The 18,486-nt window shown below is 72.0% G+C and carries 17 protein-coding genes and 1 pseudogene; 4 read left to right on the top strand and 14 right to left on the bottom strand.

What is annotated here, in order from left to right:
* The first annotated feature begins 208 nt into the window (after positions 1–208).
* The 3 genes from AB0C87_RS20665 to AB0C87_RS20655 are packed head-to-tail and all read left to right on the top strand — an operon-like array spanning position 209 to position 2,985.
* Complete coding sequence (locus AB0C87_RS20665) at positions 209–1,069, top strand: peptidoglycan-binding protein (RefSeq protein ID WP_360579003.1); 861 nt, start codon at positions 209–211, stop codon at positions 1,067–1,069.
* A 43-nt stretch (positions 1,070–1,112) separates the two neighbouring features.
* On the top strand, positions 1,113–2,003 hold the full coding sequence (locus AB0C87_RS20660) for a peptidase inhibitor family I36 protein (protein WP_360356785.1): 891 nt from the start codon (positions 1,113–1,115) through the stop codon (positions 2,001–2,003).
* A 34-nt stretch (positions 2,004–2,037) separates the two neighbouring features.
* On the top strand, positions 2,038–2,985 hold the full coding sequence (locus AB0C87_RS20655) for a peptidase inhibitor family I36 protein (RefSeq protein ID WP_345179426.1): 948 nt from the start codon (positions 2,038–2,040) through the stop codon (positions 2,983–2,985).
* A gap of 47 nt (positions 2,986–3,032) precedes the next feature.
* On the opposite strand, the gene AB0C87_RS20650 is transcribed toward AB0C87_RS20655, so the two are convergent.
* A complete protein-coding gene (locus AB0C87_RS20650; protein WP_345179611.1) occupies positions 3,033–4,040 on the bottom strand; it encodes an NBR1-Ig-like domain-containing protein in 1,008 nt (335 codons plus the stop codon).
* Positions 4,041–4,363: 323 nt separating this feature from the next.
* Between AB0C87_RS20650 and AB0C87_RS20645 the strand changes: the two genes are divergently transcribed.
* A complete protein-coding gene (locus tag AB0C87_RS20645) occupies positions 4,364–5,578 on the top strand; it encodes an ammonium transporter (protein WP_345179427.1) in 1,215 nt (404 codons plus the stop codon).
* A gap of 13 nt (positions 5,579–5,591) precedes the next feature.
* On the opposite strand, the gene AB0C87_RS20640 is transcribed toward AB0C87_RS20645, so the two are convergent.
* The 13 genes and pseudogenes from AB0C87_RS20640 to AB0C87_RS20580 form a co-directional block, all read right to left on the bottom strand.
* The gene (locus AB0C87_RS20640; protein WP_345179429.1) at positions 5,592–7,511 is read right to left on the bottom strand and encodes an FUSC family protein; all 1,920 of its coding nucleotides are present in this window, start codon (positions 7,509–7,511) and stop codon (positions 5,592–5,594) included.
* Between the two features lie 18 nt (positions 7,512–7,529).
* Positions 7,530–7,886: a fluoride efflux transporter CrcB gene (gene crcB / locus AB0C87_RS20635; RefSeq protein WP_360579000.1), complete on the bottom strand. Its 357-nt coding sequence runs from the start codon at positions 7,884–7,886 to the stop codon at positions 7,530–7,532.
* Positions 7,883–8,398 carry a CrcB family protein gene (locus tag AB0C87_RS20630; protein WP_360356797.1) on the bottom strand — a complete coding sequence of 172 codons (516 nt, stop codon included), beginning with the start codon at positions 8,396–8,398 and terminating at the stop codon, positions 7,883–7,885. The genes crcB and AB0C87_RS20630 overlap by 4 nt, the downstream gene beginning before the upstream one ends.
* Positions 8,399–8,406: 8 nt before the next feature.
* Complete coding sequence (locus tag AB0C87_RS20625; RefSeq protein ID WP_345179435.1) at positions 8,407–9,375, bottom strand: urease accessory protein UreD; 969 nt, start codon at positions 9,373–9,375, stop codon at positions 8,407–8,409.
* The gene (gene ureG / locus AB0C87_RS20620) at positions 9,357–9,992 is read right to left on the bottom strand and encodes an urease accessory protein UreG (protein WP_345179437.1); all 636 of its coding nucleotides are present in this window, start codon (positions 9,990–9,992) and stop codon (positions 9,357–9,359) included. The genes AB0C87_RS20625 and ureG overlap by 19 nt, the downstream gene beginning before the upstream one ends.
* Before the next feature lie 23 nt (positions 9,993–10,015).
* Positions 10,016–10,726, bottom strand: coding sequence for an urease accessory UreF family protein (locus AB0C87_RS20615; protein WP_360578997.1), 711 nt, complete (start codon positions 10,724–10,726; stop codon positions 10,016–10,018).
* Positions 10,723–12,444, bottom strand: coding sequence for an urease subunit alpha (gene ureC / locus AB0C87_RS20610; RefSeq protein ID WP_360578995.1), 1,722 nt, complete (start codon positions 12,442–12,444; stop codon positions 10,723–10,725). Before ureC ends, AB0C87_RS20615 begins: the two co-directional genes overlap by 4 nt.
* Before the next feature lie 135 nt (positions 12,445–12,579).
* Positions 12,580–12,882 (bottom strand): annotated as a pseudogene (gene ureB / locus AB0C87_RS20605) (urease subunit beta); the annotation flags it as partial.
* A gap of 24 nt (positions 12,883–12,906) precedes the next feature.
* Positions 12,907–13,575, bottom strand: a complete 669-nt coding sequence (locus AB0C87_RS20600) for a hypothetical protein (protein ID WP_360578993.1) — start codon at positions 13,573–13,575, stop codon at positions 12,907–12,909.
* Between the two features lie 92 nt (positions 13,576–13,667).
* Positions 13,668–13,976 carry an urease subunit gamma gene (locus AB0C87_RS20595; protein ID WP_345179443.1) on the bottom strand — a complete coding sequence of 103 codons (309 nt, stop codon included), beginning with the start codon at positions 13,974–13,976 and terminating at the stop codon, positions 13,668–13,670.
* Between the two features lie 34 nt (positions 13,977–14,010).
* Positions 14,011–14,985, bottom strand: coding sequence for an urea transporter (locus AB0C87_RS20590; protein ID WP_353833056.1), 975 nt, complete (start codon positions 14,983–14,985; stop codon positions 14,011–14,013).
* 195 nt (positions 14,986–15,180) lie between these two features.
* Complete coding sequence (locus AB0C87_RS20585; RefSeq protein ID WP_353833057.1) at positions 15,181–16,761, bottom strand: SpoIIE family protein phosphatase; 1,581 nt, start codon at positions 16,759–16,761, stop codon at positions 15,181–15,183.
* Positions 16,758–18,482 carry an ATP-binding protein gene (locus tag AB0C87_RS20580; protein WP_360578989.1) on the bottom strand — a complete coding sequence of 575 codons (1,725 nt, stop codon included), beginning with the start codon at positions 18,480–18,482 and terminating at the stop codon, positions 16,758–16,760. Before AB0C87_RS20580 ends, AB0C87_RS20585 begins: the two co-directional genes overlap by 4 nt.
* Between the last annotated feature and the right edge of the window lie 4 nt (positions 18,483–18,486).

Raw genomic sequence — 18,486 nt, 5'->3', positions numbered from 1 at the left:
TCCCGCAACGATTTCCGTTTCCTGACGCCCGGTGCCCCGGAGGGGCCTTCCGAGCCGCGCGTCCCGTCTGTCAGATCGTGTCTACGTCTGTACGGAATCTCCTGGCGGACAGGCTGACAACAACGATCTTCTTGTGAACACGTGAGCAGCCGGGCGACCGTGGAATCCGCCGCGGGCTCTGCGCCCAGTCCCCTCCCCAGGAGACCCGATGAAGCTGCCTTCGTACGCCGCCGCCCTCGTGACGGCGACCCTGCTCACCTCGTTCACCGGCCCGGCCGAGACGCCGGCGGCCCGGGCGGCCGGCGGCCAGGCGCCCGGCGTCCGGGCCCTGCCGAGCGTGAACATGGAGGCCACCGTCAAGGCCGCCCAGATCGACCCGCGGCGGGCGGACGACACGCTCACCCCGGGCGCCAAGGCCAGCGTGCTCCTGGTCGAGCAGGCACTGCGCGACCGGAACCTGCTCGACGCCGCGTGGGTGGACGGCTACTTCGGCACCACCACGGTCGCCGCCTACGCGAAGTACCAGAAGTCGCTCGGCTACACCGGTCTCGCCGCCAACGGGCTGCCGGGCAAGACGTCGCTCGCCAAGCTCGGAACCGGACGCTTCACCGTCGCCGACGTCATCGAACCGGGTGCGCGCGTGCCCGCCGACGGGGCCGTCGTCAACACCCGGACGCGGAGCATGCTGGCCGAGGCGGAGCGGCTGCTCGGCCGCGACCTCGTGCTGGACCAGGGCTCCTACAACCCCGGCGGCGACCCCACCTCCGCGGGCACCCACGACGGCGGGGGCGTCGTGGACGTCTCGGTGCAGGGGATGGACTCCGCCACCCGCACCGCGGTCGCCCGCACGCTGCGCCGTGTCGGCTTCGCCGCATGGGTGCGCAGCCCCGCGCAGGGCGACTGGCCGTGGCACATCCACGCCGCCGCCATCAGCGACACCGACCTCTCGAGCCAGGCCCAGCACCAGACCGGCGACTACTACCTCGGCCTGGACGGCCTCTCCGGCCGCGGCCCCGACGACGGCCCGAAAGTGACCATCCACACCTGGGAGGAGTACCAGCGCAGCTGACCCGTCCGTACCCCCTGACAAGGGAACCGAAGGAGAGAACGGCATGAACAAGCTCACCAAGGCCCTCACCGCCACGGCGACCGGCGCGGTCACGCTCGGCGGGGTCGCGTCCGTCTACGTCCTGCCCGCCTCGGCGGCGGCCCGCGACGGCAAGTGCGACAGCGGCGAGTTCTGCTACTACTACAACAGCGACAACCAGGGCTCGATCTCGGACTTCACCGGATCCATCGCCGACTACGGCACCACACAGCCCTCCTGCTACGACTTCAAAGGCGACGGCAACGGCAAAGGCCTGTGCGTCAAGAACAACGCCGCCTCCGTCTGGAACAACACCGGCAAGACCGTCCGCGTCTACTACAACAGCAACTACGGCGGCAGCTACCAGGACTTCAGCGCCGGCGCCAAGGGCAACCTGAACGCCACCCTCAAGAACCAGAACGCCTCCCACGAGTTCTCGCCGTCGGCGCGCACGAACATGTCGTACGGGCTGTACGCGGCGAGCGGCGGGAGCATCACCTGCGGCTTCGACGGGTACACCACCACGCCCGGACGGCACGAGGGCATCGACATCGCCCGCGGCATCGGCTCCGACGTCCACGCCCTGGTCGCCGGTAAGATCATCTACATCGCGCGCGGGGCCACCGGCAGCTCGGGGCTCTCCACCATCTCCGTCTACAACGCCTCGCTCGACAAGACGGTGATCTACCTGCACTCCGCTCCGCGGTCCTCGCTGAGCGTGGGGCAGTCGATCAGCCGCGGCCAGGTCATCGCCGACGAGTCGTGGCACGGGGTGTCGTCCAGCTCGGGCGCCCACACCCACGTCGAGATGCGTCTCGGGCAGCAGACGCACGCGGCCAAGAGCGTCAACGACCCGACCCTGGACAACCCGAACCCGACCACGTTCTGGAACTCCCAGGGCTACAACGTCCGATAGAGCGCAGCGGCCTCCACCAGAGGGGAAGACGACTGTGTCGAAACGAAGCGTGCGGCTGATCTCGCGGGTCACCGCGACGACCGCCGCGACGGCGCTCGGCGGGATCGCCCTCGTCCCCGCCTCCCCCGCCTCGGCCGCGGCCCGCGACGGCAAGTGCGACAGCGGCGAGTTCTGCTACTACTACAACAGCGACAACCAGGGCTCGATCTCGGACTTCACCGGATCCATCGCCGACTACGGCACCACACAGCCCTCCTGCTACGACTTCAAAGGCGACGGCAACGGCAAAGGCCTGTGCGTCAAGAACAACGCCGCCTCCGTCTGGAACAACACCGGCAAGACCGTCCGCGTCTACTACAACAGCAACTACGGCGGCAGCTACCAGGACTTCAGCGCCGGCGCCAAGGGCAACCTGAACGCCACCCTCAAGAACCAGAACGCCTCCCACCAGTTCCTGGGCTCGACGCCGCCGCCGACCGGCTGCAAGACCGACGGCTCCGACAGCAGGCTCCCATCGACGATCCTGGTGTACCGGGTGTCGCTCGGCCGGGTCGACCGGGTGACGTTCAAGAGCTACGTCAAGGACGTCCTGCCCAACGAGTGGGTGCCGAGCTGGCCCGCGGAGTCCCTGAAGGCCGGCGCGATGGCCGTCAAGAGCTACGGCTGGTACTGGGCGCTGCACTCGACCCGCACGACGTCGGGCGGCCAGTGCTTCGACGTCTACGACACCACGTCGAGCCAGGTCTACAAGCCCGGATCCGCGAAGGCGTCGACGAGCGCCGCGGTGGACGCGACGTGGGACACCCGCATGACCCGCGGCGGGAAGATCCTTGAGGCCCACTACTGCTCCACGACGACGGCGTGCGGCGGCTGGGTCACCGGGGACTGGATGTCGCAGTACGGCTCCCGCGACAAGGCCGAGGCCGGCTGGAGCTACTCCAGGATCCTCAACGCCTACTACACCGGGATCACGCTCTCCTGATCCCCCGACCGTTCGACCGGCCCCCGCCGTGCCCCTCGCGGCGGGGGCTACGGTCCTTCGACGATGACCTGGAAGTTGACCGGACGGCTTCCGGGGAACGCGACCTTTCCCTCACCGTCCACCATCTTGAACCGCACGTAGCATAAGCCCGGCTTCCGCGGCGTGGTGATCTCGGCCCGGACGTCGACCGTGCGGCCCGGCTCCGTGTCGGCGATCGGCACGTCGGAGATGGTCTGGCAGTCGCCGGCCTTCTGCGGGAGGTCGAGGCGGCGCAGCGAGTAGCCGTCCCATGGGACCGTTCCGGTGTTCTTGAGCCGCCAGACCTTGGTGATGTTCTGGCCGGCGCCGACGCGCGTGCAGTCGGGCAGGGTGATGTCCGCGACGAAGCTGGCGGCGTCGCCCTTGTGCCTCGGCGAGGCCGGCGCCGGGTTGGTCGGCTGCACCGGGCAGTCGGCAGGAGTGAGCGCGTTCTTCGCCCGGTTCCCGTACTCCTCCATGCCGTCCTTGCCGGAGTCGTGGTCGACCACGATGAGGACCACGGCCCACGTACCGATGACCGCCGCCGCCAGCGCCACCGCGCCCGGGCTGCTCAACCGGTATCTTCCCCGGCGTTTCGGGGCCGGGTAGAGCGCCCGCACGTCCCCCGCGCCATGCCCGGGCACCGGCGCGGCGGACCGGGGAGCCGAGGTCTCGTCATGCTCGGAGGGCCCCGGCGGCTCCAGGGCGATGTGCAGGGCCTGGGCCTCGGCCGTCTTCGGGACGGAGGCTTCGAGCGCGGCGGACGCGGGCCTCTCGGCGTTCGCCGACCTGACCGCCTGGTTCGCCCTCTCCCAGCGTTCCCGGTACGCGGCCGGATCCCCGCCGCACGCCTTGACGAACTCGACGGTGGTCCCCCAGCTCGGGAGGCGGTTGCCCTTCGTGGCCTCGTGCAACGTCGTGTGCGAGATGGCCCCCGACCTTCCGGACATCTCACGGAAAGGCGGGTTGCCGACCGATTCCCGCAGTTCTCGTAGAACCGCCGCGAAGTCCTCGATCGCCTCCGCCTGTGCACGCATGTGGTCCACCGGGTGAAGCTAACAGCGCCCGGTCCTCCCCTCAAGCACATGTTTTTATCGGTTTTCTACCGTTCCGGTCGCTTCGTCGTGACCTGTGCGCGGCCCCACCGCGTCCACGGCCTGGAACCGCACGCGATGATCATCGGGCGCCGCGACCACACCGCAACCGCCCGCCCCGGCGACGCCCCAGAAAAAGTTCGGCCTGGTAAACGAAGGCAAAGGCCGACCTATCTAAATTTGTCCGGAGGCACTCCTCCGGAGCGTTTCACATGCTCGCCGCTGCCCATACCTCAATGGTGTCGCCTTAAGCCAGGAGTTGATGCATGAGTTTTGGGTTGAATACCGGCGATTCAGCATGGGTGCTCGTCAGCTTCGCCATGGTGCTGCTCATGACGCCGGGACTCGCCCTCTTCTACGGCGGCATGGTCCGGGCGAAGAACCTCGTCAGCGTCCTCTACATGAGCTTCGTCTCGATCGCCGTGGTGACCGTCGTCTGGTTCGCCTACGGGTACGGCCTAGCGTTCGGCGACGACGTGGGAGGGGCCGGCCTCATCGGCTGGGGCAGGTGGCAGTTCCTCAAGACCACCCCGTCGGTCCTGAGGGGCGTCATCCCGGAGTACGTGTTCTCGATGTTCCAGCTGGTCTTCGCGATCATCACGCTCGCACTGATCAGCGGCTCGGTCGCCAACCGCGTCCGGCTCGGGCCCTGGATGGTCTTCGGCGTGGTCTGGGTGACCCTCGTGTATCTGCCGGTCGCCCACTGGGTGTTCTCCAAGGGGGGCTGGATCAACCGGTGGGGCGCGCTGGACTTCGCCGGCGGCCTGGTCGTCGAACTCAACTCCGGCATCGCGGGCCTGGCGCTGGCGCTGGTGCTCGGGCCGGGCCTGCGCTTCCGCAGGGAGGGGCCTCCCGAGCCGAAGAACATCCCGCTGGTGATGGCGGGCATGGGGCTGCTGTGGTTCGGCTGGTTCGGGTTCAACGGCGGATCGGCGCTGACGGACGGCGCCCTCGCGGCCAACGCCGTGGTCAACACCATGATGTGCGGGTGCGTCGCGATGCTGGCCTGGATGCTGCTGGAGCGGGCCCGGTTCGGGCGGTTCTCCAGGCTGGGGGGCACGACCGGCGCGCTCGCCGGCCTGGTGGCCATCACCCCCGCCTGCGGATACGTCAACCTGTTCGGCGCGACGGTGCTCGGCATCGTCGTCGCCGTCGTCTGCACGTACGCCGTCGAGGTCAAGACGTCCGTCGGATACGACGACACCCTGGACGTCGTGGGCATCCACGGCGCCGGCGGCATCGTCGGCGTGGTCCTGCTCGGGTTCTTCGCCACCGGCAAGTACGGCAGCCCCACCGCCGGGCTCGTCTACGGCGGCTCGATCTCCCTGCTCGGGAAGCAGATCGTCGCCATTCTCGCCGTCGGCTGCTACAGCTTCGTGCTGACCTACGTCATCGGCAAGGTCGTGGACGTCCTGCTGGCCTTCCGCCCGAGCGCCCGCGAGGAGGCCGAGGGCCTCGACACGGAGCTGCGGATCGGGTGAACGCGCCCGGCCGTCACAGCGGAAGGGTCCTGTGCAGACGGCGGATCTGGACGGCCGCCTCGCCGAGGACGCCCTCGCCGGACGGGCCGGGCAGGCGCGGTGTCCGCGGCGGCCGTCCGTCGCGCACCGCCGCCGCCATCTCCCGGAGATCCGCCGAGATGGCCCGGGCCGCCCGCCGCGGCGGCGGCTCGGCGCCCCCGCGGACCTTGACGGACGCGGCGGTGACGGTGTCCACGAGCGCGTCGAGGGCGCCCAGGACCGGCCACCAGGCGGCGCCCGCGCGGCCGGCCGGCGGGGGTTCGGACTGCACCTCCCGCAGGTCGGCCCGGACGGCGTCGAGGCTGCGGTGCAGGGCCCTCCGGTCCCGGGCCCGGACGTTCCGGGGGCCGGTGAAGGCCTCGTCGAGGTAGTCGGCGAGCGCCCCGAACCCCGCGGTGAACCGCTCGCCGATCCGGACCCGGCGGCTCCACGGCCAGAGGGCGTATCCGAAGACCATGACGATCAGGCAGCCGAGGAGGGTGTCGGACAGGCGGGCCAGCACGAGCTCGTCGGACGGCTGCGGCGAGGTCATGTCGAACAGGAAGAGCATCAGGGGGGTGACCGCGACCGTCCGCATCGCGTAGGACCGTGCCTTCAGCACCGGGATCAGCCCGCCGAACAGCGCCGCGAGCGGGACCGCGGCCCAGCCGCGCGGGACGGCCACCAGCACCAGCAGGGTGGGGACGGCCGCCGCGACCGTGCCGACCGCGCGCAGCAGGGACCGGACGAAGACCGAGCCGAAGTCGGGTTTCAGGACCACGGCGACCGTCAGCGGGAGCCAGAGGGAATGCACCGTGGGGATCCAGAGGTCGTGGAGCACGCCCGGGAACTCGACGAACGCCGAGGCGATCGCCATGCACAGGGCCAGCCGGAGCCCGTACCGCCAGGCCGCAGCGGAAGTGAGGGCCATCCGGGCGGCCCGGTACGCCCGGGCCGGCAGCGGTCTCGGCAGCCCGAGCCAGTCGGGGTCCTCGGGGTGCGCCTCCGACAGCCGCCGGCGGGCGAACTCGACGGGCCGGGCGAACGCCGGGTCCCCCCGGAACGGCGCGGTCCCCGCGTCCCGGTTCCCGCTCCGGACGGCGTCCGCGATCCGCCGCACCGCCTCGGCCAGTCCCGGCGGCGCGGGCCGCGCGGACCGGATGAGCAGGGTGAGCGCCTCCAGGAGGGGCGTGGCCGCGTTGAGCATGGCGACCAGCCACCGCGTCTCCTCGCCCCAGTGCTCCTTGTCGCGGACGCGATGGCACATCAGCGCGTCCTGGGCGGTGTCCACCGCCATGCTGAGCGCCGTCCGGGCGCCGCCCGGATGGGGGGCGGCGTCGACCAGGTCGGCGGCCCTGCCGTAGACGTCGGCGACGGCCCGGTGTTCGGGGCCGGGGCGGCGTCTCCACGGCCGCCAGCTCAGCACCGCCAGGACGATGTAGAAGGCTCCGCCCGCGAGCTGGAAGAGCGGGGGGAGCCACCACTCCCCGGGCCCGGGCAGGCCGGTACCGATCACGTTCATGAACAGCAGCGCCAGCGAGGCCCCCGACGCGATGGTGCCGATCGAGCTGACCAGCCCGGACAGCAGCGCGACCGCCGTGGTCGCCGTGACCGTCCCCCAGCCGTGCCCGTGGGCGAACTGGCCGACGACCAGGCCGGCCGCGCCCGCCAGTTGCGAGGCGGCGAGGCCGAGCGCCCTCGACCGGTAGGGGCCGGTGTCGGGCCGCATCGTCGCCAGCACCATGCCGGCCGCCGCCAGCAGTCCGGCGCGGGGTTCGTCCAGGGCCAGCGCCACCGCGGTCACCGTGCCGAACGCGACCGCCGCGCGGGCGGCGCCGAGCCAGGGCAGGGGCTCCCTGGACGGCGCGAGGGCCCGGCTCAGCCAGTTCCCGGCAGCGGCCCGCGTGGCGCCCATCGGCAGGGACGGCCCGCGTCAGACCGCTTGGAAGGCGGCGTACAGGAGGCTGAACACGCCGATGCCCAGCCCCAGGGAGAGGAGCACGTTCGCCGCGCCCCTGGCGTACTGCCCGTCCTGGAAGAGATGGACGGTGTCCAGCTCGAAGGTGCTGAACGTCGTCAGCGCACCGCAGAAACCGGTGCCGACCAGGCCGTCGGGTCCCGCGCTCGTCGTCACGCCGTGCAGCGCGCCCAGGATTCCCGTGCCGAGGAGGTTGACCGTCAGCGTCCCCCACGGGAACGCCTTCCCGAACCGGTTCTTGACCGTCGTGTCGAGGACGAAGCGCAGCATGGCGCCGCACGCTCCCCCGATGAGCACCAGCAGAGCGATCATGTCGGCGCGCCGCCCTCCGGTCCTGCGGCGCGGTACGGCAGGAGCCTTCCGCCCCAGAGGCCGGCGGCGACCGCGATCCATCCGCCCACCACGCTGACCACCGCGTAGACGGCGCTCTGGTCCCAGGCGCCGGCGCGGCCGAGGGCGTGCACGCCGTCGATGAGGTGGGAGAACGTGGTGAACCCTCCCAGGTACCCGGTCACCAGCAGCGGCCGGGCGACGGGGTGCGGCCTGCCCTTGAGCAGGTACGTCGTCAGGATCCCGATGAACAGGCAACCGAGCATGTTCACGAGGAGGGTCCCCCAGGGGAACCCGTGCCGCGCCCCGGGCATCGCCTTGATGAGCAGGTCACGGGCCAGCGCCCCCACCGCCCCTCCGATCGCGACGTCGAGGAGCGCGCGCGGCCTGATCCCCGGGTGGCGGGGCGGCCCCTTCCCGCGCCGGTCCAGGACGGTGGCCTCGGCCGCCTCGCGGCGGAGCAGCCGCCCGGCCCGCCTTCGCGGATCCCCCATGGCCGGTGTCACCATCTGCGCCGCTCGGGGGCGGGCACGCCGAGCAGCAGCCGGCGGACGGCATCCCAGACGTGCATGAAGGCGGTCTCGACCTCGGGCGACCGCTCCCCCAGGACGCGCGCCCAGGCGCCCCGGTCTCCCGGCAGGACGCTGGCTCCGGCCCGCAGCCCCGTGCGGGCGAGCGCCTCGTGCATCGTGTCCGCCACGGCCTGCGCGGGTCTCCGACCGGTGACGACGTACAGGGACGCCAGGACCCCGAAGTCGTCCATCACCGCCGGGCCCGTCACCGCCCGCTCCCCTGGCACCAGGTGAAGCGGATCCGCGAACAGCAGCCGTCCCGCGGTGTCGTGCACCTCGACGTCGCTGCAGTACGCCGTGTAGGCGTGCCGTTCCCCGCGGGCGAGCCGGCCGGCCAGCAGCGTCTCGCCCATCAGGACAGTGGAGTCGGGAGGGGCAATGACGGCGATGTGCTGGTAGAAGCGGGCGCCCCCGAAGGGGATCGTCGTGTCCGGCATGTACTCCAGGTAGCCGCCGGGGCCCACCGCGAGCCGGACGAGCTGCGTGGCGTAGTCCTGCTCCATCCGGTAGAGCCGGGTGGCGCCCTGGGTGGTCACGTGCACGGACGCCCCCGCACCGCAGGAGACGTCGACGCGGTAGCGGTCCCCTTGGAGGACACCGCCTCCGGACGACATGAGCATGACGTACGGCAGGTCCGGCGCTCCGGGATCGGGGCGGAGCGGGCGGGTGATGTGCAGCGGCGCCTTCTGGTAGTGGCCGGTCAGCTCCGTCCGGTCGCCGACCAGCTCGAACTCCAGGTCGAGGACGCCGACCTTGCCGGGGCTGCCGGCCGGGAGCATGTCCACGGCGCGGGCGTGCCGCCGCACGGGCTCGGGCACCCAGCGGGGCAGGTACCGCTCGGGCGAGAGGCGGTCGGTCCCCCCTGCGCCGCCCGCCGCCCCTACACCGGCGAGGTACACGCCGCCCCCGCCCGCGCCTCGATGAAGTCGACGACCTCCGCGACGCCGGTGCCGGCGAGGCAGTCGGTCAGCGCGACCGGGCCCTCGCCGCGCACCGCCCGCGCGTCCCGTTCCATGACCGCCAGGTCGGTGCGGACGTACGGGGCGATGTCGATCTTGTTGATGACCAGCAGGTCGGAGTCGGTGGTGCCGGGGCCGCGCTTGCGCGGCATCTTCTCGCCCTCGGCGGTGTCCAGGACGAAGATGTACACGTCGGCCAGCGCCGGGCTGAAGGTGAGCGTGAGGTTGTCGCCGCCGCTCTCGAACAGCAGGAGGTCGAGTTCGGGGAAGCGGTCGAGCATCTCGGCCGCCGCCGCCAGGTTCATGGTCGGGTCGTCGCGGACGGCGGTGTGCGGGCACGCGCCCGTCTCGACCCCCACGATCCGCTCGGGGTCGAGCGTCCCGGCCAGGGTGCGGCGGACGTGCTCGGCGTCCTCCTGGGTGTAGATGTCGTTGGTGATGACGCCGATCTCGTGGCCCAGCGTCCGCAGCCTCGGCACCAGCGCCTCGATCAGCGCCGTCTTGCCGCTTCCGACCGGGCCCCCGATGCCCACCTTGAAGACCTTGTCCAGCTCCATCCCGCCTCCTTCGTGTCAACGGATCAGGTGACGAACAGGCGGGCCTCCGCCCGCTCGTGCGCGGCCGAGACGACGTCGGCGACGGGCACCGAGCCGTGCAGCTCCCGCGGGTCGCGGACGGCGAGCGCCGCCCGCGCGACCCGGGCGAGGTCCGGGCGGACCTCGCACAGCAGCCGCTGGGCGCGGCGGAAGTCGGTGCGCCCCAGCCGCACCGCCGCCGCCGTCCAGCTCGCGGCGAAGGCGTACAGGTCGGCGGCGACCGCGTGCGCCGCGGACACGCCGAGGCCCGCGTAGAGCGCGCCGACCACGACCGCGTGGTTGCCCGGCGTGGTCCTGTCCGCCACCAGCTCCGCCAGCCGGGCGGTCTCGGGCGCGGGGAACGCGAAGGCCGCCGTGTCCAGGACCTGCCGTCCGGTCCGGGTCGAGGCGGCCCGCTGCTCGCGGTTCAGCTTGATCGCGTGCAGCCGCCGGTCGACGCGGACCAGCTCGTCCCAGCCGGCCTCGCGGGCCGCGCGGTGCGCCAGGACCAGGGCGGCCGCGTCCGCCGGGCCGACCGCGTTGTCCAGCAGGTCGGTCAGCAGCTCGCGCAGGTTCTCCGGCCCGGTGATCTGGAGCTGGACGTACCCCTCCAGACCGTGCGACAGCGTGTACATCCCGCTCGGGAAGCCGGAGTCGGTGAGCTGGAACTGGGCCAGCAGCGGATCCAGGTCCGCGGTGGCCGGACGTGCGCTCATGCCAGGAAGAAGAGCCGGTTCAGCGGCAGCTTCGTGGCCGGCTCGATGTGCGCGGGCTCCCCGTCCACCGTCACCTTGTAGGTCTCCGGATCGACCTTGATCTCGGCGAGCGTCGAGTTGCGGAGCATGTGGCGCTTGTCGACGGTCCGGCACTGGCGCACCGGCCGGATCAGCCGCTTCAGTTCGAGGCGCTCGGGCACGCCCGCCTCGATCGCGGCGCCGGACATGAAGGTCGCGCAGGTGCTCGACAGCGCCCTTCCGAAGGCCCCGTACGTCGGCCGGTAGTAGACGGGCTGCGGCGTCGGCAGGGACGCGTTCGGGTCGCCCATCTGCGCCCAGCTCACCATGCCGCCCTTGACGACCATGGACGGCTTGGCTCCGAAGGAGTGGACCGGCCACAGCACGATGTCGGCGAGCTTTCCGTCCTCCAGGGAGCCGATCGTGTCCGCGATCCCGGAGGCGCGGGCCGGGTTGATGGTCAGCTTGGCCAGGTAGCGCAGCACCCGGTAGTTGTCGTTGCGGGACGAGTCCTCGGGCAGCGCGCCCCTCTTGTCCTTGTTGTGGTGGGCGACCTGGAAGGCGCGGGTGAACGACTCTCCCACCCGGCCCATCGCCTGGGAGTCCGAGCCGATGATGCTGATGACGCCGAGGTCGTGCAGCACCGTCTCGGCCGAGATCGTCTCGGCGCGGACCCGGCTGTCGGCGAACGCCACGTCCTCGGGCACGTCGTAGCTGAGGTGGTGGCAGACCATCGTCATGTCCAGCAGCTCGTCGACCGAGTTGGCGGTGTAGGGCAGCGTCGGGTTCGTGGAGGCCGGGAGCACGTTCGGCTCGCCGGTCACCCGGAGGATGTCGGGGGCGTGCCCGCCGCCCGCGCCCTCGGAGTGGTAGGTGTGGATCGCGCGGCCGTTGATCGCGTTGATGGTGTCCTCGACGAAGCCGGCCTCGTTCAGGGTGTCGGTGTGGATGTTGATCTGGATGTCCAGCTCGTCGGCGACCGACAGCGCGCAGTCGATGACGGCCGGGGTGGCGCCCCAGTCCTCGTGCACCTTCAGCCCGGCGGCGCCCGCGGCGATCTGCTCCTCCAACGGGCCCGGGAGGCTGCTGTTGCCCTTGCCGTAGACGGCGATGTTGATCGGGATGTCCTCGTAGGCCTGGAGGATGCGGGAGATGTTCCACGGGCCGGGGGTGGTGGTGCAGCCGCGGCTGCCGTCCGCCGGACCGGTGCCGCCGCCGACCAGGGTCGTGATCCCGTTGCTCAGCGCGTGCTGGGCCTGCTGGGGCGTGATGAAGTGGACGTGGGTGTCGATCCCGCCGGGCGTGGCGATGAGGTTCTCACCGGAGATCACCTCGGTCGTCGCGCTGATGATGAGACGCCGGTCGACGCCGTTCTGGGTGTGCGGGTTGCCCGACTTGCCGATTCCGGCGATCTTCCCGTCCTTGATGCCGATGTCGCCCTTGACGACGCCCAGCACCGGGTCGAGGACCACCGCGTTCGTGATCACCAGGTCCAGGGCGACCGACCGCCCCGACGCCGGGTCGGCCGACATGCCGTCGCGGGCGGTCTTGCCGCCGCCGTACTGGGCCTCGTCCCCGTAGTGCCCCTCGGTGTGGTCCTTCTCCACCTCGACGACGAGGTCGGTGTCCCCGAGGCGGAGCCGGTCGCCGACCGTCGGGCCGTACATGGACGCGTACTGCTGACGGCTCATCGTGGTCATGGCGACTCAGCCCTTCTTCCCGGAACGGGAGGATTTCGTCTTCCTGGACGTCTTCTTCGGCGGCTCGACCGGCTCGTCGAGATAGCCGCGCTTGTGCATCCGCCGCAGCGCCGTGCGGTGGGCCTCGCTCGACCGGACGCTGCCGTTGAGCAGGCCCCCGAAACCCACCAGCCGCAACCCCCCGCCGTACTCGACCAGCGTCACTTCCTTGGTGTCTCCGGGCTCGAATCGGACCGCGGTTCCCGACGGGATGTCCAACCGTTTCCCGAACGCCTTGTCGCGTTCGAATCTCAGCGCCCGGTTGGTCTCGAAGAAATGGAAGTGCGAACCGACCTGGACGGCGCGGTCGCCCGTGTTCTGCACCAGGATGGTCTCCCTGGGCTGACCGGCGTTCAGTTCGATATCGCCCTCGCCGTACATGTAGACGTCATCCGACATGGACCTCTCCTTTCATGTCCGCCATCACCCGACGTGGATCTCCCGGAGATGACCGTGATCCTGCTCATGGCCGTGCCCGTGGCCGTGGCCGTGGCCGTGCCCGGGAGCGGCGGGCGCCAGCCCGTCGTCGCCGTCGCCGCTCCACCGGCGTTCCGCTTCGGCCACCCGTGCGCGGACCAGCGCGGCGAGCGAGGCCGGTCCGAGGAGCGGGCCCGCTGTCCGCACGCCGTCCCGCCGGGGCGCCGGCACGAAGGAGGCGGGCACGAGGACGACGTCGTCCGCCCCGAGCCGCCGGCAGCGCTCGACGCCCTCGTCCACGTCCGGCTCACCGCCCGTCAGCGCCACCTCCACCCACCGGACGGGCGTGTACTGCCACACCAGCCGCGCCACCCTGAACAGCTCGGCGTCGGGCTCGGGCCCGGCGGCGGGCGCCACCAGCAGGACCGCCCGCTCCCCCGGCCCGTCGAGCAGCGTCCGGGTGACCTCGCCCCTGATCCAGCCGACCAGGTGCTCGGCCGTGCCCAGCGGCCCGGCCAGCAGCAGGTCTCCCGGCGCCCGCTCCCGATCCGCCCACCTCAGGGTCTGCGCGGTGACGACCGGCAGGTCCGGGTCGCGCCCGAGCGTCATCGGCACCGCCACGAGGCGGTCGCCTGGCCGCAGCGCCGAGTGCAGGTCCCGTCCCGCGGCGCGCACGCGCGGGCCCCCGGGACCGGCCAGGTCCGGAAGGCACCGGCCCTGGCGGCTCTCATGCCCGCCGACCAGGACGACCCGGCGGCCGCCGGACACTATCTGCCGCCGACCGGGTCGTGGCAGGAGACCAGCTTGGTGCCGTCGTCGAAGGCGGCCTCGATCTGGATCAGCTTCAGCATCGCGCGCACGCCGGGCAGCACGTCGCCGGGGCCGACCACCCGCTTGCCGAGCTCCATGCACTCGGCGACGGTCCTGCCGTCCCGGGCCGCCTCCACGATCGCGGAGCTGATCAGCGCCACCGTCTCGGCGTAGTTCAGCTTCAGGCCCCTGTCCCGGCGCTGCTGCGCCATCTGAGCGGCGGTGAAGAGGACGAGCTTGTCCATCTCCCGCGGGGTGAGGTTCATCGGTTTCCCTTCCGCGCCCGACCGCCGCCGGCGGTCACCCAGCGCGCTCGATCTTGTTGAACATCGGGACGGCGGCGAGGAACACCCAGGTCACCAGCACGAACGGCCAGGTGAGGGTGTGGCCTCCGACCACCTCGAACAGGGTGCCGACGCCGGCCGTCAGGCCCGCCGCCGCCACCGTGCCGACCACGGCGTAGGCGGCGCTCAGCGAGGTGACGACGACGAAGGTGCCGAACAGCGCGAGCCCGGTCAGCACGGAGTTGTAGCCGTACAGGCCGGCCCCGAGGTCGGCGGCCTGCGCCCCCAGCGCCCAGCCGGTGAGCAGGCCGATCAGGCTGGAGACCAGGGCCACCAGCCCCGTCACCCAGCCGGCGACGACCAGGCCGGCCAGGAAGATCAGGCCGACGTACCACTTGTCCTGGAAGAACACCTGGCCGACGCCGTTGAACGTGCCCTTCCAGAAGTAGGTCCAGGTCATCGCCGTGCCCGGAGCGGACGCGGACGGCGGGGCCGAGCCCGCGTGCTCCGCCCACACCCGGCCGAAGGACGGCCCGCCGATGACCATCACAGACGTGATCACGCAGAAGGGCGCGGTGAACGTGGGCAGGTCGTACGGGGCGAGGACCGCCCGCAGCGCCGAGGTGAGCACGCTGCCGGCGATCGCGCCGCCGATGACCAGCAGGACCGTCATCCACCGGGCGTTCAGGTAGAGCACCAGGCTGACGCCGATCAGCGTGCCGCAGAAGCCCTCCAGGCCCAGCGAGGTCCGGTCCCGCCAGGAGACGCCGAGCAGGTGGGCGGTGAGCGTGGCGACGACCGTCCCCAGAAGCCCGTAGGCGCCGAACTGCCAGCCGCCCGCGAACAGGGCCGCGAGGAAGATCAGACCGGTCCAGTGGTTCGGCTGGAAATCGACCTGCGCGATGCCCCTCGGAATGGTGAGAAGGTAGTCAAGGCCTCGCCGTCGCTCCGGTTCCGCTTCCGGTTCCGACGGATCCGGTGCCGAGGACAAGTGCACTCCCTAATGGCCCGCGCGCGATCGCGGAGCGTGGATTCCCGTACGCCTCGCCTGATTCCCGCTGCCTCGATCGACTAGCTCAAGGGAGTGCACGTTTTGGGTCAATCACCGCGCACGCGATCGGGTCGGATCCCGCCGCCGGCGTTTCACGGGGACGGTGACTCCCGGCGATTCCTCGGCGCCTCTGACTCAGGCGTCGCGGCGCAGGACGATGAGGGCGACGTCGTCCTCGCGGTGGCCGAACTCGGTGATGATGCGGTCGCTGTAGGCCTCCAGGTCGTCGTCCACGTCGGTGGCGAGGACCCGGAGGCGTTCGAGGTTGGCGGCCAGGGAGACCGTGCGGTCCTCGACCAGCCCGTCGGTGATGAGCACGACGGTGCCGCCCGGCGGGACGGTCGTCTCCTCGAGGCCGAGACGCTCGGCGGGGAAGCCGAGCAGGAGGCCGCCCCGGCCGCCGTACTCGGCCTGCCCCCCGGCGATGTGGAGGGGCGGCAGGTGGCCCGCGTTGGCGACCTGGAGCCGTCCCGTGCGCGGGTCCAGCGACATCAGGCACATCGTGGCGGTCTGGTCGTCGTGGTAGCGCTGCATCACGGTGTTGAGCAGCCTGAGGATCTCGGTGATGCCATGGCCCTCCGCGGCGAACGCGCGCATCGCGTGCCGGAGCTCCGCCATGACGGTGGCCGCGTGCAGGGAGTGCCCCTGCACGTCGCCGATGGCCACCAGGACGTCCTCGCCGCGGTCGATGACCTCGTAGAAGTCGCCGCCCACCTCGGCCTGGTCGCTGGCCGGCTCGTAGCGGACGCTGAACGCCCAGCCGGGCATGGCGGGGTGGACGGCGGGCAGCAGGCTGCGCTGGAGCGTCAGGGAGATCATGTGCTCCTCGGTGTAGGAGCGCAGCGCCTCCATCGCCAGCGCCACCGCCTGGCCCAGCTGGCGCAGGAGGTGGGTGGCGTCCTCGTCGGAGGCGCCGCCGGCCTCGATCGCCACCCCGATCGCGGGGCGGCCGGGCTTGGCCCGCGAGGTCACCAGCAGGACCTCGCCCTTCGGCTCGCTGTCGGGCAGCAGCTCGCGCCAGCGCGCCACCGGCACGGCCGCGATGCGGGTGCCGGTGTCGTCGCCGAGGCCGGTCGCCGCGGCGAGCCGCGCGGGCACGTCGGGAGGGCAGGGCCGGTTCCACGGCTCGCCGCCCAGATTGGCCGTCCTCCTCACGTGGCCGTCCGGGGGGAGGATGTACACCGCCGCGGGGGACGAGAAGATGTCGAACGCGCCGCGCGCCGCCACCGCCGCGAGCCCGTCGAAGGTCGTGGCGGCGTTGATGGCCAGCGAGGTGCTGGTGAACGCCGCCATCCGCTCGGCGATCCGCTCGGCGCGGCGCCGGGCCTGGTAGTAGCGCAGGACCGCCTCGGCGGTGGCGATGAACTCGCCCGGGTCGATGGGGTCGGTCATGTAGGCGTCGGCGCCGCGCCGCAGCCCGTGGGTGCGGTCGGTGGCCTCGACGGCCGTGGCGGAGATGTGCACGACGGGCAGCGACGCCGTCGCGGGGGCGGCCTTGATCTGCTCGCAGACCTCCATGCCGTTCGCGTCCGGCAACTGGACGTCGAGGACGACCAGGTCGATCTGGTGCTCGGCGAGCCGTTCCCAGCACTGGGCGGCGGTGGCGGCCTCCACGACGATGTGCCCGGCGCGGCGCAGCCAGCTGCCGATGATGTAGCGCTTGGTCTCGTTGTCGTCGACGACCAGGGTGGTCGCGGTGGGGATCACGTCGGTCATGGCGTCCGCGCCGTTCGCCGGGCCCGGGCCCGCGCCACCGCGTCGGCGAGCATGACCGGGGCGAGCTGGGCCTGGTCGAGGACGGCGTCGACGCGCTCGGGCCGCGTCCCGTCCGAGGCGGCCGCGTCCGACGGGGCGATCTGCACGACGGCGGTCCCGGCGGGCGGCCCGCCGGGCCCGCCGACCGCGTCGGCGGCGGAGATGCCGGGACCGAGCAGGATCAGCTCGGGCGGGTCGGAGGAGGCCGCCAGGTCCTGGACGGTCTCCGGGTCGCCGGCCTCGCTGACGCGCTCGGCGGCGTCGCCGATCATGTCCCGCAGCAGCCGGCGCGCGGCGCCGTCCCCGTCGGCGACCAGCACGTGCGCGAGGCGGAGCTCGGCCAGGCCGAGGTACGGAGGAAGGCGCAGCGTCACCGTCGTGCCCGCGCCGACCTCGCTCTCCAGCGTCAGATCGCCGCCGAGGGCGTGGGCGAGACGGCGGGAGTAGGTCAGGCCGAGCCCCGTTCCCCCCGGCTTGGTGCCCGGTACCTGGTAGAACTCCTCGAAGACGCGTTCCTGCTCGCCGGGCGGGATGCCCATCCCGGTGTCGGCGACGACGAACTCCAGGTGGCCGGGTGCGCGCCGGGTCGTCAGGCGCACCTCGCCCTCGTCGGTGAACTTCAGCCCGTTGGCCACCAGGTTGCGCAGGATCCGGGTCAGCATCACCTCGTCGGTGACCAGGGTGAGGGCCCCCGCCTCGGCGGCGTCCACCTGGAGCCGCACTCCCGACTGCTCGGCCATGGGCGTCATCAGGTCCGCCAGCTGCCGCAGCATCAAGGAGACCTCGACGAGGGTGCGGCGCGGCGCGAGCCGCCCCTGTTCGGCCTTGGCCATGTCCAGCAGCTCGTTCACCAGGGAGAGCAGGGTCTCGCTGGCGCCGGCGATCAGCGAGACCTGGTGCCGCTGCTCCTCGGTGAGGGGTTCGGCCGCGGGGTCGAGGAGCAGCCGGGCGAGCCCGATGACGCCGTTGACGGGCGTGCGCAGCTCGTGGCTGATGTTGGCCCAGAAGCGGTTCTTGGCCTCGCCCGCCTCGCGGAGCTGGTCGGACTTCTCCTCCAGCTCGGCGTACAGCGCGACCACTCCCCGGTTGGTCTCCTCCAGCTCGGTGGAGAGTTCGTTGTAGAGGGCCATCACGCCCTGGTTGGTCTCCTCCAGCTCGGTGTTGAGCGCGCGGAGCTCCTCGCTCTGCCGCCGGACGTCCTCCAGCGCCTCGACCAGCTCGGCGTTCTGGGTCCGCAGTTCCTCCAGCGCGGTGGCGGGCTGCAGGCGCGCCAGCCGGGCGCGCAGGTCGGCCAGCGTCGCTCCCGCCACCGCGACGGCGTCGGCGGGCAGGTCCTTGGCGAGGCGGACGGTCCGCTTCGCCTCCAGCCCCGTCTCCTCCACCAGGTCCATGAGGCGCGCGGCGGCGGCGTCGCCCTCCATGGGACGGCGGTCGCCGCGCGCGGGCGCGTACTCCAGGTCGATCAGCAGCCGCGGCACGGGACGCACGTCGAGGCAGAAGACCACCGCGACGCTGCCCGAGTGGGCCACCAGCTCCCGGCCGACCTCGCTGAGCGCGGTGGCGACCCGCACCTGGTCCTGGACGTCCAGCCGGACCGCCGCGGCGACCTGCCGGCCGGCCTGGCGGAGGGCGAAGACCCCCTCGTCGTCGGCCACCCGCAGGCGCAGCAGTTCCTCCGGCATCGGC

This window comes from Actinomadura sp. NPDC048021 (assembly GCF_040653135.1).
Taxonomy (GTDB): Bacteria; Actinomycetota; Actinomycetes; order Streptosporangiales; family Streptosporangiaceae; genus Spirillospora; species Spirillospora verrucosospora.
The sequence above is the reverse complement of the archived record's forward strand: the minus strand, read 5'-3'. Positions and strand labels throughout refer to the sequence as shown.